General features: G+C 68.9%; 14 protein-coding genes. 7 read left to right on the top strand and 7 right to left on the bottom strand.

What is annotated here, in order from left to right; genetic code table 11:
• Positions 1–213, top strand: a 213-nt coding sequence (locus tag ACFE7U_RS13820) for a hypothetical protein (RefSeq protein ID WP_375410299.1), incomplete at its 5' end; no start/stop codon positions are given.
• 7 nt (positions 214–220) lie between these two features.
• On the opposite strand, the gene ACFE7U_RS13825 is transcribed toward ACFE7U_RS13820, so the two are convergent.
• A complete protein-coding gene (locus ACFE7U_RS13825; RefSeq protein ID WP_375410300.1) occupies positions 221–769 on the bottom strand; it encodes an HNH endonuclease in 549 nt (182 codons plus the stop codon).
• Positions 770–1,304: 535 nt separating this feature from the next.
• Between ACFE7U_RS13825 and ACFE7U_RS13830 the strand changes: the two genes are divergently transcribed.
• Positions 1,305–3,995: a DUF3772 domain-containing protein gene (locus ACFE7U_RS13830; protein WP_375410301.1), complete on the top strand. Its 2,691-nt coding sequence runs from the start codon at positions 1,305–1,307 to the stop codon at positions 3,993–3,995.
• 53 nt (positions 3,996–4,048) lie between these two features.
• On the top strand, positions 4,049–4,495 hold the full coding sequence (locus tag ACFE7U_RS13835) for a CAP domain-containing protein (RefSeq protein WP_375410311.1): 447 nt from the start codon (positions 4,049–4,051) through the stop codon (positions 4,493–4,495).
• Positions 4,496–4,525: 30 nt separating this feature from the next.
• Here ACFE7U_RS13835 and ACFE7U_RS13840 read toward each other — a convergent pair whose 3' ends face one another.
• Entirely contained in the window at positions 4,526–5,359 is an 834-nt protein-coding gene (locus ACFE7U_RS13840; protein ID WP_375410302.1) for a flagellar motor protein MotB, read from the bottom strand.
• A 15-nt stretch (positions 5,360–5,374) separates the two neighbouring features.
• Positions 5,375–6,148 (bottom strand): motility protein A, encoded by a 774-nt coding sequence (locus tag ACFE7U_RS13845; protein WP_375410303.1) that lies wholly within the window; start codon positions 6,146–6,148, stop codon positions 5,375–5,377.
• 273 nt (positions 6,149–6,421) lie between these two features.
• On the opposite strand from ACFE7U_RS13845, the gene ACFE7U_RS13850 reads away from it, so the two are divergent.
• A complete protein-coding gene (locus tag ACFE7U_RS13850) occupies positions 6,422–8,203 on the top strand; it encodes a glucan ABC transporter ATP-binding protein/ permease (RefSeq protein ID WP_375410304.1) in 1,782 nt (593 codons plus the stop codon).
• A gap of 116 nt (positions 8,204–8,319) precedes the next feature.
• Here ACFE7U_RS13850 and ACFE7U_RS13855 read toward each other — a convergent pair whose 3' ends face one another.
• Both ACFE7U_RS13855 and ACFE7U_RS13860 read right to left on the bottom strand, forming a co-directional pair.
• Positions 8,320–9,123 carry a transglutaminase family protein gene (locus ACFE7U_RS13855; RefSeq protein ID WP_375410305.1) on the bottom strand — a complete coding sequence of 268 codons (804 nt, stop codon included), beginning with the start codon at positions 9,121–9,123 and terminating at the stop codon, positions 8,320–8,322.
• Positions 9,124–9,252: 129 nt separating this feature from the next.
• Entirely contained in the window at positions 9,253–10,164 is a 912-nt protein-coding gene (locus ACFE7U_RS13860) for a YihY/virulence factor BrkB family protein (RefSeq protein ID WP_375410312.1), read from the bottom strand.
• Positions 10,165–10,339: 175 nt separating this feature from the next.
• Here ACFE7U_RS13860 and ACFE7U_RS13865 point away from each other — a divergent pair, with 175 nt between their 5' ends.
• Positions 10,340–11,218, top strand: a complete 879-nt coding sequence (locus tag ACFE7U_RS13865; RefSeq protein ID WP_375410306.1) for a DMT family transporter — start codon at positions 10,340–10,342, stop codon at positions 11,216–11,218.
• A gap of 322 nt (positions 11,219–11,540) precedes the next feature.
• A complete protein-coding gene (locus tag ACFE7U_RS13870; RefSeq protein WP_375410307.1) occupies positions 11,541–13,223 on the top strand; it encodes an acyl-CoA dehydrogenase family protein in 1,683 nt (560 codons plus the stop codon).
• Positions 13,224–13,381: 158 nt separating this feature from the next.
• Here the strand turns inward: ACFE7U_RS13870 and ACFE7U_RS13875 are convergent, their stop codons facing one another.
• A complete protein-coding gene (locus tag ACFE7U_RS13875) occupies positions 13,382–13,564 on the bottom strand; it encodes a hypothetical protein (protein ID WP_375410308.1) in 183 nt (60 codons plus the stop codon).
• Positions 13,565–13,615: 51 nt separating this feature from the next.
• Positions 13,616–14,890 carry a glycosyltransferase family 4 protein gene (locus tag ACFE7U_RS13880; protein WP_375410309.1) on the bottom strand — a complete coding sequence of 425 codons (1,275 nt, stop codon included), beginning with the start codon at positions 14,888–14,890 and terminating at the stop codon, positions 13,616–13,618.
• Between the two features lie 125 nt (positions 14,891–15,015).
• Between ACFE7U_RS13880 and ACFE7U_RS13885 the strand changes: the two genes are divergently transcribed.
• The coding region (locus ACFE7U_RS13885) for a glycosyltransferase (RefSeq protein ID WP_375410310.1) at positions 15,016–16,187 on the top strand (1,172 nt) is incomplete at its 3' end.

Consider the following 16,187-nt stretch of genomic DNA (forward strand, 5'->3'; position numbering starts at 1 on the left):
GTCGCGGTCGCGCAGGCGGACGGTTTCGAGCCGGGCCGCGAGCCGGGTCTCTACCGCCATCATTCGAAACGCATCGTGCATGTCCGACGGCCCCATCACGTCCGCCGCCACGTCGTGCGTCACGCCTATGGCCGCCTGTCGATCGCCCCGGGCAGGCTCACGCAGTCCCTGAACATCCCGATCTACAACATCCCGCCGCGCCGGTTCCCGTAAATCCCGCTCAGCTCTCCAACTCACTGTCCCAGTACAGGTAGTCGAGCCAGGTGTGGTGGTACTCGCGGTGGTCGAATTCCGGCTGGCGGTGGTGCAGTTCGTACCGCGTCGGCCGGCGCGGCTCGTGGAGGAGGGGCATGTCGGCCTCCGACGGCGTGCGGTTGGCCTTGCGCAGGTTGCAGGGCGAGCAGGCGGCGACCACGTTCTCCCAGCTCGACAGACCTCCGCGCGAGCGCGGCACCACGTGGTCGAAGGTCAGGCCACCCGACGGCAGGCGCAGGCCGCAATACTGGCAGGAGAAGGTGTCGCGCAGGTAGATGTTGTAGCGTGTGAAGGCGGGGCTGCGCGCCAAGGTGACGTAGTTCTTGAGCGCCACGACGCTCGGCACCTTCAGGGAGCGGCTCGGCGAGCGGGCCTCTGTATCGTAGCTCGCCACCAGGGTGACGCGGTCGAGGAACAGGGCGGTGAAGGCGTCCTTCCAGGACCACAGCGAGAGCGGATTGTAGGAGAGCGGCCGGTAATCCGCGTTCAGCACGAGCGTCTGGAGATCGAGCATCTGCGCTACTCTCTGTACGATGGGCTGGAAGGGCAACGCGCCACACGCGTCGAACGCGCCGCCCCCTCGGCATCGAAGAGCGTGGTCCGCTGGCCGCGACAATGCCGGAGGAGGGGCTGCCTGGGCCGAAACCGGGAGGGTGCGGGACGCGGCGATGCCAGCGGCCAAAAGCGATCGCATCGGGCGGAAACGCCCGGTGCGTGGCGGGGATCATCGGCGTGGACGATCAGCGCCACCTCCTCGCACAGATACGAAAAGGCACGGTCCATTACGCGGTAGTCTAATATCACCGTGACATGCTTGTGAAGGTTGGGTCTGCGGCCCCAACGTCACACGCACAGGATTGCCGCCGACACCGCGGCACGATCGGGGTGCCCGCGCGCCTGGAACATCGCCGGGAGCACCCTTTCGCCCCATTGCTCGGCGAAACGGACCCCGGATCGACACGACACCCGCCGCGCGGCACGAGGCCTGCGAATCCCTCGGGCTTCGCGAGTCCAGGCGGTCGCTGGCCATAGGGCCGGAAAGGAACGAGATGGGTCAGGGCTTGTGCTGGAAGAGCGCGCGGATCGCGACGCTCGCGGCCGTCCTCATGGGGACGCTGGGTCTGGCTCCGAACCTGTCTCGTGCCCAGGAACCGGCCCGGGAACCCGCCAAGGAAACGGTCAAGGAAACGGTCAAGCCTCCGGCCCCGGCCAAGCCGGCGGCGGCCGACGAGGAGACCGAGGAAGCGGAGGAGAAGCCCGTCGTCTCGGAGAGGATCCTGGCGATCCGAACGAGGCTCGAGGGCGCCAAGCAGGATCTCGATGCCCGTGAGAAGATCCTCGGCAACCGCTCGGTCGGGACCGGCGACCTGCTCCGGGCGCGGGATGGGCTCGATGCGGTCGCCGACCGGATTCGGCGGATCATCGGATTCATGCAGCCGCGCCTCGACGCGGCCCGCGAGCGCCTGAACCAGCTCGGGCCCAAGCCCAAGGAAGGCGAGGAGGGCGAGGACGTCGCCAAGGAGCGCGCGGAGCGCGAGCACGCCGTCGCCGAAATCGACGAGACCCAGCGCCTCGCCAAGTCGCTGCTCGTGCAGAGCGACCAGATCCTCGACCAGGTCTCCAACCGCCGGCGCGCCGCCTTCACCCGCGGGCTGTTCGAGCGGTCTTCGCCGCTGGTGAGCCCCGATCTCTGGATGCGGGTCACGGCCGACATCCCGCGCGACCTGCGGGCCTTACAGAGCACGGTCGCCGAGTTCCCGGACCTGTTCACCCGACACGGCACCCTGCCGAACCTGCTCCTGCTCGGGGTCGCCTTCGGCATCTCCGCGGCTTTGTATTTCGGGCGTCGCAACATCGCCCCTCATGTCGGACGCCGCCGAGGGTCCGCGACCCATCCCTCGCGGCACCAGAAGCTCCTGGCGGCCTGGCGGGTCTTCCTCATCGGAACGGTGCCGGCGCTCGCGGGCAGCTACGCCGTCTACTACGCCCTCGATTCGACCGATCTGATGCCGGCCCGCCTGATGCCGATGGCCGGCGCCATCCTGATCGGGCTCGCCTTCGTGGCCTTCGTGCAGTCCCTGGCCGACGCGCTGCTGTCGCCGGACAAGCCGTCGTGGCGACTGGCGCCCGTGAGCGACGCGGCGGCCTCGCGCCTCACCCTGCTGGCGGTCAGCATCGCCATCGTCATCTCGGTGGTGAAGTCGATCGAGGCCTTGAACTCCGGCATCTCGGCGGCCCTTCCGGTCTCCATCGCGACACGTGGGCTCGGCGCCCTCGCCACGGTGCTGATCCTCGCCATCGGCCTGCACCGGTTCGCCGACACCCAGGACCAGGAGGAGGCCTGCCTCGGCCCCTACGTTCCGCCGGAGCACGCCACCACCATCGGCGGCCCCGCCCGACTTGTCGGATGGGCCGCGGTCGCGGGCGTCGGTGCGGCGGCGATCGTCGGCTACGTCGCCTTCTCGGCCTTCCTCATCGACCAGCTCGTCTGGACCGCGAGCCTGTTCGCGCTGCTCTACCTGCTGATCTCCAGCGCCGACACCTTCATCGGCGGCTCTCTGACCGAGCAGACCCGCGTCGCCACGGCTCTGCAGGCCAATACCGGACTGCGCAAGCGCTCGATCAACCAGATCGCGGTGCTCGCCACCGGCTTCGCCCGGGTGGCGCTGGTGCTCGTCGCCGTCCTGCTCGCGCTGGCACCCTGGGGCCTCGACTCGGTCGACGTGCTTACCTCGGTGCGCACCGCCTTCTTCGGCTTCAAGGTCGGGGACGTCACCGTCTCGCTCTCCACCATCACCTTCGCGGTCGGCATCCTGGTGCTCGGCGTGGCGGTCACCAAGGCGATCCAGAGGTGGCTGGAGAGGACCTACCTCCCGGCCACGGACCTCGACGCGGGCCTGCGCAACTCGATCTCCACGGTGAGCGGCTATTGCGGGTTCCTGCTCGCCCTGGCGCTCGCCTTCTCGTATCTGGGCCTCAGCCTCGAGAAGTTGACCATCGTGGCCGGCGCGCTCTCGGTGGGTATCGGCTTTGGCCTGCAATCCATCGTCAACAACTTCGTCTCGGGCCTGCTCCTGTTGTGGGAGCGTCCGATCCGGGTCGGCGACCAGGTCGTCATCGGCGACAGCGAGGGCATCGTGAAGCGCATCTCGGTGCGCTCCACCGAGATCCAGACCTTCGACCGCTCGGCAGTCATCGTGCCGAACTCGAACCTGATCTCCGGGATCGTGAAGAACCGGGTGCGCGGCGACCGCACCGGCCGGGTCACCGTCACGGTCAGCGTCCTGCGCAACCAAGACCCGGTCCACGCGGCCGAGCTGATCACCGCCTGCGCCCGCCAGCACCCGGACGTGCTCAAGGAGCCGCCCCCCCGCATCGTCTTCAAGAAGATCGGCGACCCGTTCCTGGACTTCGAGCTGGTCGCCATGATCGTCGACGTCGGCTTGAGCCTGAAGGTGCAGAGCGATCTCAACTTCGCGGTGTTCAAGACTTTGTCGGATGCCGGCATGATCCCGGCCATGGGTCCCGGATCGAGCATCGTCACGGTGCAGGGGCTCGAACCCGTGGAGAGCGCGCTGGGCCAGATCGCGAGCGTCTTCGCCGGCAGACCGGCGGCCCGGTCGTCGGTCATCGAGCCGCAGGTCGAGACGCCGCCCCTGGACGGGACCGAAGATCCGGAGATCCCGGCGACGGAGTCCAAGGCGCCCGTACGGCGCCGGACGGCACGGGCCTCGTCGTGAAGCGCTCCGGTCCTGTCGGCAGAGCCGTCGCGCTCGTCCTTGCGGCGCCGCTCCTGTCGGCCTGCGTGACGGAGCGGTCCGGCGAGGCGCCCTTGCCGAGCCTCTACCTCGCGCTGGCGACGCCCTCGGCCCAGGTCGATGCCGCAACCGCCCGCGACATGATCTCGGCCTACCGCGCCAAGACCGGGCTCGCGGCGCTCGTCCTCGATCCCGACCTCCAGCGCCTTGCCGAGGCCGAGGCCGCCGCCATGGCGGCGGCCGACCGCCCGAGCCGGGCCGAGACCGTCAAAGGGGCGGTCGGGCGGCTCGGCTTTGCCGGTGCCGAGGCCAACCTCTCCGCGGGCTATCACACCCTCGCCGAGGCCTTCTCGGGCTGGCGGGAGAGCAAGGGGCACGACGCCGTCATGCGCGCGCCCGAGGCCCGTCGCATGGGCATCGCCACGGCCTATGCGCCGAATTCGAAGTACAAGGTCTACTGGGCGCTGCTGGTCGCGCGGTGAAGCATCGATCCGAACCCGATGCACGGGGCGCTACGGCAGCGTCTTCGTGAACGGAGTCGGCGGCGCCTCGGTGAGGAGAGTCACCGTCACCCGGCGGTTGGCCGAGAGGTAGGGGTTGTCGGGAAACAGCGGCTCGGTGTCGGCCTTGCCGGTGACGGAGGCGAAACGGTCGTCGGGCACGCCCGCATTGGCCAGGATCTCGCGCACGCTGATGGCGCGGTTGGCCGAGAGCTCCCAGGGCGGGGCAGGGGGCCTCGTACCGGGCCGGTCGGTGGCGGTATAGCCGGTCACGGCGATGCGGTTGGCCATCTTGCGGATGGCGGGCGCCAGCCTCTCGAGCAGGCGCCGGGTGCGGTCGTTGGGCCGGCTCGAGCCGTCCGGGAACATCGAGGCCCCGTCCTGGTCCACCAGCGAGAGCTCGACGCCGCGCTTGCTCGGGGCGACGATGATGTTCTTCGAGAGCTCGGCCACCTCGGGCATGTCCTGCATCGCCTGACGCAGGCTCACGGCGGCAAGCCCGGCCCCGTCGGGATAGCCGGCATCCGGAATGCCATCATCGATGATGGCATCGGTGCCCGGCGGCGTCGGCCGGTCAGTGGATTTCTCCGGAGAGACGTCGCGCAGGTTCTTGATGTGCTGGGCGTTGGGCAATCCGTCCTTCTCGACGATGCCGGCGAACCGGGACTCTTTGCTGACGCCGAAGGCGTCGCGCATGGAGCCGGCGACGATCTGCATCTTCTTCTGGTCCTGCGTCGAGTAGGCGGCGATCATGACGAAGAAGCTCATCAGGAGCGCCATCAGGTCGGCGAAGGTCACGAACCAGCCGTGGCCGCCATGCGCGCCGCCGCGCTTCTTCTTGGCCAAGGCTGCCTCCCGTCCTCAGGCCGGCTCGGCCGAAAGGTCTTCGCGATGGTTGTGCGGCAGGTAGGCGATCAGCATCTCACGCACGAGGGACGCGCTCTTGGCGTCGCGGATCAGCAGGATTCCGTCGATGATGAGGGAGCGCGAGACGTCCTCCTCCTCGAGCTTCAGGTGGAGCTTGTCGGCGATGGGCAAGGTGATCGCGTTGGCGAGCAGGGCGCCGTAGAGCGTGGCGAGCAGGGCGGTCGCCATTGCCGGCCCGAGCTTAGAGGGGTCAGACATGTTGGCGAACATCGTCACCATGCCGAGGATCGTGCCGATCATCCCCCAGGCCGGGGCGCAGTCGCCGAACGCGCGGTAGATCTTCGAGCCCTCGTCGAGATGCATGAGGAAGTTGTCGCGGTCGCGCTCCATCGTGTCGCGGATGAACTCGCGGTCGTAGCCGTCGGCGATGTAGCGGGCGCCCTGCGCCAGGAACGGGTCGGAGATCTCCATGCTCTCCAGCGCCATCGGCCCGCTCTTGCGCACCACGTCGGCGATCTTGGTGATCTCCTCGATGAGGTCGCGCGGCTTGATCGCCCGCATGGTGAAGGCGTAGCGCAGGCCCATCGGCAGGCCGTGGGCGATCGTCGTGAACGGGAAGCGCATCATGGTGGCGGCGGTGGCGCCGCCGAAAATCACGATGACGGCGTGCTTGTCGAAATACGCGGCGAAGTTGCCGCCATCGATCATGATCAGCACGAAGACGGTCGCTATGCCGCCGAAAAGGCCGACACCGGTTGCGAGATCCATGATGGGCAAGCCTGAGCGGCAGGAACGCGCCGCGAATGAGCGCCGGGCAGAGACCCGTTCACAGGCGTAGGCGAACGCGGTGAACGAACCGTAAAAGCTCTGGCGCGACGCGGCCCATTCGTGTCATTCGCCGTTCAGGGAGAGGCTGCCATAAGCCGATCAACGCCAAGGGTTTGCGGTCCCGAAAAGGGGCGCGACCCGACGGCGAAGGAAATAACAAACGGCTCCGCCAGTCCGGGGACCGTTACGATCGGCTTCGGAGCACACGTCATCATGTCGTTGGTTCGTCTCTATGCACGGGTCATGGGCCTTCTGGGCGCTGACAAGCGGCTCGCCGTCTTCCTGGCGGCGGCCAACGTGACCCTGGCGGTCGCGGCCTTCGTGGAGCCGTTGCTCATGGGCCGGATCATCGACAAGCTCACCCATCTGAACAAGAGCACGGACGCCTTCGCCACGCTGCTGCCGCTGGTGGCGGCCTGGGTCGGATTCGGCCTGTTCACGATCGCCGCGGGCGTGGCCATCGCCCTGCACGCCGATCGGCTTGCCCACCGCAACCGCCTCTCGGCGATGGCGAATTATTTCGAGCACGTCCTCGAACTGCCGCTCGCCTTCCATTCCTCGAACCATTCCGGCCGCGTCCTCAAGGCGATGCTGGAGGGTTCGAACGGCATGTTCTGGCTGTGGCTCGGCTTCTTCCGCGACCATTTCGTCGCCGTCGTCTCCCTCGGCGTGCTCCTGCCGCTGACCCTGTTCGTGAACTGGCAGCTCGGCGCGATCCTGGTGGTGCTGGTGCTCGTCTTCACGGTGCTGACCACGCTCGTCATCCGCCGCACCGAGACCCTGCAGGGCAAGGTCGAAGCCTACCAGTCAGGCCTCGCCGAACACGCCTCGGACGCGCTCGGCAACGTCGCGGTCATCCAATCCTTCACCCGCGCCAAGGCGGAGAAGGACGCGATGCACGGCATCATCCGCAACCTGCTCGCCGCACAGATCCCGGTCCTGTCGTGGTGGGCGCTCGCCAACGTCGCCACCCGCGCCTCCGCGACGCTCACCATGACGGCGATCTTCATCACCGGCATCGTGCTGCACCAGCATGGCCTCGCCACCGTCGGCGAGGTCGTGGCCTTCATGAGCCTGGCGACCATGCTGGTCGCCCGCCTCGACCAGGTCGCGAGCTGCATCAACGGCCTGTTCCAGCAGATGCCCAAGATCGCCGAGTTCTTCGAGATCCTCGACACGGCGCCCGCCGTCCACGACCGTCCGAACGCCCGTCACGTCGCGCGCTTCGAGGGCGAGGTCACCTTCGACGCCGTCGGCTTCTCCTACACCCCGCGCCGCAAGGCGGTGGAGGAGGTCTCCTTCACGGCCCGGGCCGGCGAGACCGTGGCGCTGGTCGGCACCACCGGCTCGGGCAAGTCGACGACGCTCGGCCTGCTTCACCGCGCCTTCGACCCGGACAAGGGCGCCATCCGCATCGACGGCACCGACATCCGCGACATCGGCCTCTCGTCCCTGCGTCACAACATCGGCGTTGTGTTCCAGGAGCCGATGCTGTTCGCCCGCTCGATCCGCGAGAACCTGCAGGTCGGCCGCCCCGACGCGACGGATGCCGAGATGCTCGACGCGCTGGAGCGTGCCCAGGCCACCGAGTTCATGGCCCGCCAGTCCGACGGTCTCGACACGGTGATCGGCGAGCGCGGCCGCTCGCTCTCGGGCGGCGAGCGCCAGCGCCTCTCGATCGCGCGGGCTCTCCTCAAGAACCCGCCGGTGCTGATCCTCGACGAGGCGACGAGTGCTCTCGACGCCACCACCGAGCGCAAGCTCCAGGGCGCGCTAGAGGCCGTGATGGAGGGACGCACCACCTTCGTGATCGCCCACCGCCTGGCGACGATCCGCAACGCCGACCGCATCCTCGTCTTCCACGAGGGCCGGATCGTCGAATCGGGCGGCTTCGACGAGCTCGTGGCTCAGAACGGCCGCTTCGCGGAACTCGCGAGGGCGCAATTCATGGCCGGTGCGCACGAAGCGGACGAGGTGCTGCCGCTGGCCGCGTGATCGGCATTCCCCTCTCCCCCTTGCGGGGAGGGGTCGGGTGGTTCCACTAGCCTTCGCAGCGGGCCGCCCAGCCTCCCCAATATTCACCTCCTCCCCTCACAAGGAAGGAGGGACCCTTACACCTCCTCGGCCCACACCCGGAACACCGTCAGCCGGTTCAGCCCGAACGTGTGGGTGAGCGGCACGTCCGCCGCGTCGCGACCTCGGGCGACGAGGATGCGGCCGCGGCGGGGCGCGTTGTTGCGCGGATCGAAAGTGTGCCAGGCGCCGCCGAGATACACCTCGATCCAGGCCGCGAAATCGCCGGGCGGATGTGGCTCCGGTTCCCCGATGAAGCTGAGATAGCCGGTGCAGTAGCGCGTCGGGATGTTGAGCGCTCTCAGGAACGCGACGCTGAGATGGGCGTAGTCGCGGCAGACCCCGCGCCCGACCGCGAGCGCGTCGGTGGCGGTGCGGTCGACGCGGGAATAGTCGTAGCCGAAGGCGATGTGGGCGTGGACGTAGTCGCACACCGCCTGTACCCGGACCCACCCCATGGGCGAGTCCCCGAACAGCCGCCAGGCTTCGTCCGACACGAGGTCGGATTCGCAGTAGCGGCTCGCCACGAGGAAGGGCAACGTCTCGGGCGGCAGGTCCTCCACGGCGTGCTGGACGGCGTCGGCCACCACCGGGTCGGGGGTGCCGTCATCCTTCTTCTCGGCCTCGACCAGCAGGGTGAGGAGTCCCGCCGGGGCGACGAGGCGGACGCAGCGGTTGCCGAAGGGATCGAGAAAGGTCTCGGCATCGACGGCCGGGTCGGTGCGAAGGGTGTCGGGTCCCAGCAGCATGCCGCGGCAATCGGGGTGGGAGGTCAGCCGCGCGATCAGCGGTGTCGGATAGGCCAGCTCGTAGCCCATCTCGCAGCCGAACCGGATCCGCATGCCGTCACCTCTCGCCCGCCACCCCGACGGTCCGCCCGCCTCATGCCCGCGCCGGCTCTTCGGGGATAGGACGCGCAGGTCACAGGCGAATGTCAGGACGCGCAGGCCGACGTGACCGGACGCCGCGTTCTAGAGCGGTGACGCCGGCTCCTGCCCGGCCAACTTCACCCCATCCTGCATGCCGCCCTGCGCCTGATCCCGCCGCGCCTGCATCCTTGCCTGAAGCCGTCGCCGCCGTGCTGCAATGACGGTGCCATTGATCTCGCCGCCGAACAGGAACATCGCGGCGAGCCAATACAGGAAGACGAGGAAGACCATCGCGGTGGCGAGGCCCCCGTAGGTCGAGGCATAGGCGCTGGAGAAGCGGTCGAGATAGAAGCCGAAGCCGACGCCGGCGAGGAACCACAGCAGCAGCGTCACGGCGACGCCGGGCAGGACGGCGACGAGGGAACGGCGCCCGGCAGCGACGAACTTGTGGGCGATCACCAGGACCGCCGCGATCAGCGTCGCGGTGATGCCGATGCGGCCGATTGCGACCGTGAGGCCCAGCGGCTCCAGCCCGGGAGCGACCGTGATGAGGTTGCGCCAGATCAGCGGGCCGAGCACCACGAGGAGGGCGAAGGCCAGCATCGCGCAGGCCCCGCAGACCACGTAGCCGATCGATTCGAGCCGGGTCAGCCACCAGGGCCGGGTCTCCCGCAGGCCGTAAGCGCGGTTGAGCCCGACCCGGAGGCTCTCGACGCCGGAGGACGAGAAGTAGAGCGCCAGCGCCGCGCCCAGGGTCACGACCCCGCCGCGCTGCTCGGTGAGCACCCGGTGCATCTCCCCGACGATGGGCTTGGCGACCTCGCGCGGCCAGGCATCGAAGATGAGCACGCCGGCCTCGTCGGCGAGCGACTTGGTGCCGAGCACGCCGGCGAGCGCCGCGAGCAGGATCAGGAACGGGAACAGCGAGGTCAGGCTGGAGAGAGCGATATGGCTCGCGATCGCCCAGCCGTCATGGGCGACGAAGCGCTGGGCGGCGATGGCGGTGACGTTCATGCTGGTACGCAGGCGGCTCACGGGCGAGGGGGGTCTCCTGAGGGGTGCAAAGGTGCCTTCTAGACGCGTCTGATGGCGACGGTGCAACGCATGGGGTGGAAAAGCGTGCGCGCCCGCATCGTTGCGCAGGTCCGGGTTGTGTTCGGGCGGGCGGTATGGTGCCTGCGCCCGGGTGATGTCCAACGCCTCCGCGGCCCGCGCCGCCATCCCCGCCGTTTTCGTCCTGATCTGGGCGACCGGCTTCATCGCCGCCCGCTTCGTGGCTCCCCATGCCGAACCGCTGACCTTCGTGGCGGTGCGCGTCGTCGGGGTCTCGCTGGTGCTCGCCGGCATTGCCGCCGCCATGGGAGCACGCTGGCCGCGCAGCCGCGGGGAATGGCGCGATGCGATCGTCGCCGGACTCCTGATGCAGGGGATCTACGTCATCGGCGTCTTCTGGTCGATCAAGAACGGCCTGCCCGCTGGCATCGCGGCCCTGGTCGGCAGCCTGCAGCCGCTGCTCACCGCGATGCTGGCGCGGCCGCTTCTGGGCGAGCGGGTCAGCCGGCGCCGCTGGGCGGGCATCGCCCTCGGATTCGCCGGCGCGATCCTGGTCCTGGCGCCGAAGCTCGGCGTCGCCGGGGAGGCCGGCATCCCGACGCTGCCGTTGGGCGCGTGCCTCGGCGCCATGGTGGCGATGACGCTCGGCACCCTCTGGCAGAAGAGCCACGCCGCCGATGCCGACCTCCTCAGCAACGCCACCGTCCAGTTCGTCGGCGCCTCCCTGCTGGCGGTGCCGGTCGCGCTGGCCTTCGGGGACGGCCGCTTCGACGCGACGCCGCAGCTCTGGTTCGGCCTCGCCTGGTCGGTGCTCGTCAATTCCGTGGCGGGCATCCTGCTGCTGCTCGTGCTGATCCGGCGGGGAGCGGTGGCGGGCGTCGCCTCGCTGTTCTTCCTCGTGCCCCCGGTCTCGGCGGCCATGGCCTACGCCCTCTACGGCGAGGCGCTCACCCTCGTCCAGATCGCCGGAATGGCGGTCGCGGCGGCGGGCGTCGCCATTGCCAGCCGGGGCTGAAACGGGTTCGGATCAGTCGTCGCGAGACGACCGCCCAGTCCCGAAGGCTTGAGCGTCAGCGGCTCGGTTCGAATGGCCGGACGAGTTTTCGATGCTGCGCCACTTGCTGCGCTTCGGCCCCGGATCTGACTGCGCTGACGCTACACCCATCCCGGGAAGGATGCGTGACAGCAAACGCGATGGTCGATCAACCTCATGCTGTCGCAAAGTAATACAGTATACCAGTCTGAATGATGCCGACTGCGTCGACGCGTCTCTACAGTGGCGCCGATCCTGCCTATAATGACAGGCATCATAGAACTCTTGCGTAGGAAGCGACCCCATGTCCGCATCGCCCGCCGTCACCATCGAACCGCAGGATCTCATCGGGCTCGCCCGCGAGGCCGGCGAAGCGGCCAAGGGCCTCGTCGCCGAGGCGACGCGCCGGGTCCGCACCAGAGTCCTGTCCGGCGAGGGCAAGATCTCGGCAGAGAAGATGGAAGCCGAGCAGCACGCGACCCACGGCCTGGCCTGGCTCGCGACCTACGGCGAGGGCGTGCGCGAGCTCGCCGCCTATGCGGCGCGCCTCACCGAATCGGGCGAGTTCGGCGAGACCGAGGCGCTGCTGGTGAAGATCGGTATCGGCGAATACCTCGACCAGATGTTCTCGGGCATTCCGATGAGCCAGGGCGAGATGGTGCGCCCGACCGGCTCGCTTGGCCTCGCGGCGCGCGAGATCGCGAAGTTCCGGACCCCGGCCGTCGAGACGATGATCGCGGAGGGCAACACCCCCGAGAACCGGGCCGCGCTCGTCGCCCGCATCCGCGACAACGGCGGCTCGGCCACGATCGGCAAGTCCGGCCTCGACGAGGACATGGAGGCGATCCGCTCCGAAATGCGCCGCTTCGGCCTCGCCGAGGTCGTGCCGCACGCCCACGAGTGGCACAGCCAGAACGCCTACATTCCCATGGAGATCGTCACCAAGATGGCCGAGCTCGGCGTCTTCGGCCTGACTATCCCGGAGGAATATGGCGGCATGGGCCTGCCCAAGATCTCGATGTGCGTGGTCTCCGAGGAACTGTCGCGCGCCTATATCGGTGTCGGCTCGCTCGGCACTCGCTCGGAGATCGCCGCCGAACTGATCCTCTGCGGCGGCACCGAGGAGCAGAAGCACCGGTTCCTTCCCGGCATCGCATCGGGCGACACCCTGCCGACCGCCGTGTTCACCGAGCCGAATACCGGCTCGGACCTGGCGTCCCTGCGCACCAAGGCGGTCAAGGACGGCGACGTCTGGCGGATCTCGGGCAACAAGACCTGGATCACGCACCCCGTGCGCGCCGACATCATGACCTGCCTCGTGCGCACCAAGCCGGAGGAGAAGGGCCATAAGGGGCTCTCGCTCCTCATCGCCGAGAAGCCGCGCGGCACCGACGAGGAGCCTTTCCCGGTGGCCGGCCTGTCGGGCGGCGAGATTCACGTGCTCGGCTATCGCGGCATGAAGGAATACGAGCTCGCCTTCGACAATTTCGAGGTGCCGGCCGCCAACCTTCTCGGCGAGGTCGAGGGCAAGGGCTTCGCCCAGCTCATGCAGACCTTCGAGTCCGCCCGCATCCAGACAGCGGCACGCGCCATCGGCGTGGCGCAGAACGCCCTCGACCTCGGCCTGCGCTACGCGGAGGACCGCGTGCAATTCGGCAAGGCGCTGATCGAGTTCCCCCGCGTCGCCGACAAGATCGCCATGATGGCGGTGGAGATCAACATCGCCCGCCAGCTCACCTACTTCTCCGCCCGCGAGAAGGACGAGGGCAAGCGCTGCGATCTCGAGGCCGGAATGGCGAAGCTGCTCGGCGCCCGCGTCGCATGGGCGGCGGCGGACAACGCCCTGCAGATCCACGGCGGCAACGGCTTCGCGCTCGAATACGCGGTCAGCCGCGTACTCTGCGATGCCCGCATCCTGTCGATCTTCGAGGGTGCGGCGGAGATCCAGGCACAGGTGATCGCGCGGCGGCTGCTCGAGACGGCTTGAGACCAAATCTGGTCGTCGCTGAGCGGTCCATACTGCCCCCTCTGCTCCACTTTGTGGAGCAGAGCTGGTGGCGGGGCGGCTCGCCGTCGAGGCCAGCATCATCAGCCCCATCGCCGTTCCCTCCCCGCAAAGGGGAGGGGATGCTCGTTGAGTGTGTCTTACTTAGTGATCTTCACCGAGACCGGGTCGCTCGACGGGAACGTCTCCTCAAGCCCGTCGTCCAGGCGTTCATCGAGGGACTTCTGGTCGTTCTCGGGGCGATCGTTGTCCTTCGTCTTCGCGGTGTCCTGGCGAAGGCCCGTCGGCTTGCCCGCGTCGGGCGTCTTGCTGTCGTCGGCCATGGGCTTCTCCTCGATCCGGACTCGCATCGCCGCTGCGATGCATGTGCCCGGTCAACGCATGGTGGAGCCCAGTGTTGCGAGGCGGGGCAACGGCATCCGGTTCGGCCGCGACGCAGCTGCACGCCTCACCGTGTCGTAGACGCCCTGCAACCGGTCGAGATGCGCGTCGAGGGTCAGCGGTTTCGCCCAGTAGCGTTCGTAGGCGGCCCGCCCCATGCGGGTCGCGAGATCGTCGTCCTTCAACCGGCGCAGGTGCGCGGCAAGGGCTTGTGCGTCGCCGCTGCGGAACCAGAAGCCGTTCTCGCCGTCCTCCACCGCCTCGCGGCCGGCGCACTCGTCGCTGACCACAACCGGCGCACCGCAGGCCAGCGCCTCGTAGACCGTGAGCGGCTGGCCCTCGTACCAGACGCTCGGGAAGACCAGCGCCCGGGCCTGGCGCATGGCGGCCTCCACCTCCCGTGGGTTCTTCCAGCCGAGCATCACCGCCTCCGGGTAGCCCGCGGCAAGCTCGTCGGTCTGCGGCCCGTCGCCGATGAAGACCGGGCGCACGCCCGCCAGCCGGGCGGCCTCGGCGAAGACCGGCGCACCCTTCTCGGTGGAGATCCGGCCGACGAACAGGAAGTCTCCCGGAGGTCCGTCGCGAAACGGAGCCCGTTCGACGCCGATCGGGTTGTCGACCCGGTGGAACACCGTCGTCGACGGAAGGTGGGGCGTCACCACCCGCTCCTGCAGCGTGCTGATGGTGACGATGTGCGGGAAAAGGGTGCGCAGCCCAGCGACGTGATCGAGCGCGACATGGCGCACGAGCCGGAGGGCTTTGCGCGGATAACTGCGCGCATCGCAGTTCGTGGTGACGCAAGCGAGGGACATCGGCGTGCGGTGGCAGATGCGCCCCACGGGGTACTCGTAGAAGCCGCCATTCGGGCAGACGAGGAAGAACTCGTGCATCGTGTAGACCAGCGGCAGCCCCGAGCGGTGCAGGGCGACGCCGATCGAGGGTGACAGCGCCTTGGCGAAAGCGTGGACGTGCACGACCGTGTCGCGCGGATCGCACAGCCGCAGTTCGGCCGCGAGGCGGCGGGACGCCGTGTGGTTCCAGATCGCCTGGGCGGCGAAGGCGAGGCGGTTGCGGGTGGTCGAGATGTCGTCCTGGTCGAGACAGACGACGCGGATGCCGGCGGCCTCCAGCCTGGGATCGGCAGGGCCTACGGCGGCGAAGAGCGTGACGCGCTGGCCTCGCGCGACGAGGCCGAGGGCCTCGTCGATGGCGACCTTGGCTTGCCCGCCATTGACGAAGGCGTGGTCGGCGACGAGGACGACATGCATGACGGTTCGACCTTCATGGCCACGGGTTCGCCGAAATCTTTACGCTCCGTGCGTTGATCGCCCGTAAACCTCGCGACACTCTTCGCCTTGCTCGCGAAGACGCCATCGAACCTGGTTCATCGCCCATGCACGTCGTCGTTCTGGCCGAGTTCGCCGTGGCGAGCGGAGGCGCCGAGAAGGTTGCGGTCGAATCGGCGCGGGGCCTCGCCGAGGCGGGCGTCGACGTCTCCTACGTCCAGGCCATAGCCGGGCCGGCCGACCCGCTCCTCGACCATCCGCGCATCGCCCGGATCGAACTCGGCAATGCCGATATCTGGGACAGGCCACGCCTGGCGGCGGCCATGGCGGGAATCTGGGACCGGGCCTCGGCCCGGCGCCTCGGGGCGACCCTCGATGGGCTCGCGGTGCCGCCCGACGCCATCCATCTCCACCAATGGACCCGCAGCCTGTCGCCAAGCGTGTTTCCCGTGCTGCTCGGGCGTGGGGCGCCGGTGCTGCTGACCCTGCACGATTACTTCCTCGCCTGCCCGAACGGCGTCTATTACCGCTTCGATCGGGCCGAGCCCTGCGGGGAGCGGCCGCTCTCGGTCGGCTGCCTTCTGGCCCCGTGCGACGGCCGCAGCCGCCTGCACAAGCTCGTGCGGGTCGGCCGGACCGCGGCTCTGCGCGGCGCGATCCGCGGGCGCCGGCTCGACGTGGTCCATGTCTGCGACGCCAGCCTCAATCGGATGGGCGACCTCCTCGACGGCTTAAGCCTGCACCACCACCGCATCGACAATCCGGTGGGCGCCGTCCGGGCCGAGCCGGCAGAGCCGGCGCGGGGCGATTGCATCGCCTATGTGGGCCGCCTGACGCGGGAGAAGGGCGCCGATCTCGTGGCGCAGGCGGCGGCCGCCGCCGGTATGCGGGCCCTCTTCATCGGGGCCGGCCCGCTCGAAGGCGAACTACGCGCCCAGCCGCATGTGGAGGTCCTGGGCTGGCAGTCGCCCGAGGCGGTCTCGGCGATCCTGCGCCGGCGCGCACGGGCTCTTGCGGCTCCCTCGCGCTGGTACGAGACGGGGCCGCTCACGGTCTACGAAGCGTTGGCGGCCGGCATCCCCGTCGTCGCGTCGAACCGGGCGGGAGCCAGCGAGAAGGTGGTGGATGGCCTCACCGGTTACGTCTGCGAGCCGAATCTCGACGCCATGACGGGGATATTTCGCAGGCTCGACGCCGATCCGCGCGTCAGGGCGCTCGGCCTGGAAGCTCATCGCCGCTACTGGTCGGCACCGTTGACGGCGGAAATTCATGCCAAGCG

It is taken from the genome of uncultured Methylobacterium sp., from assembly GCF_964251405.1.
In the GTDB taxonomy this organism is placed as follows: domain Bacteria; phylum Pseudomonadota; class Alphaproteobacteria; order Rhizobiales; family Beijerinckiaceae; genus Methylobacterium.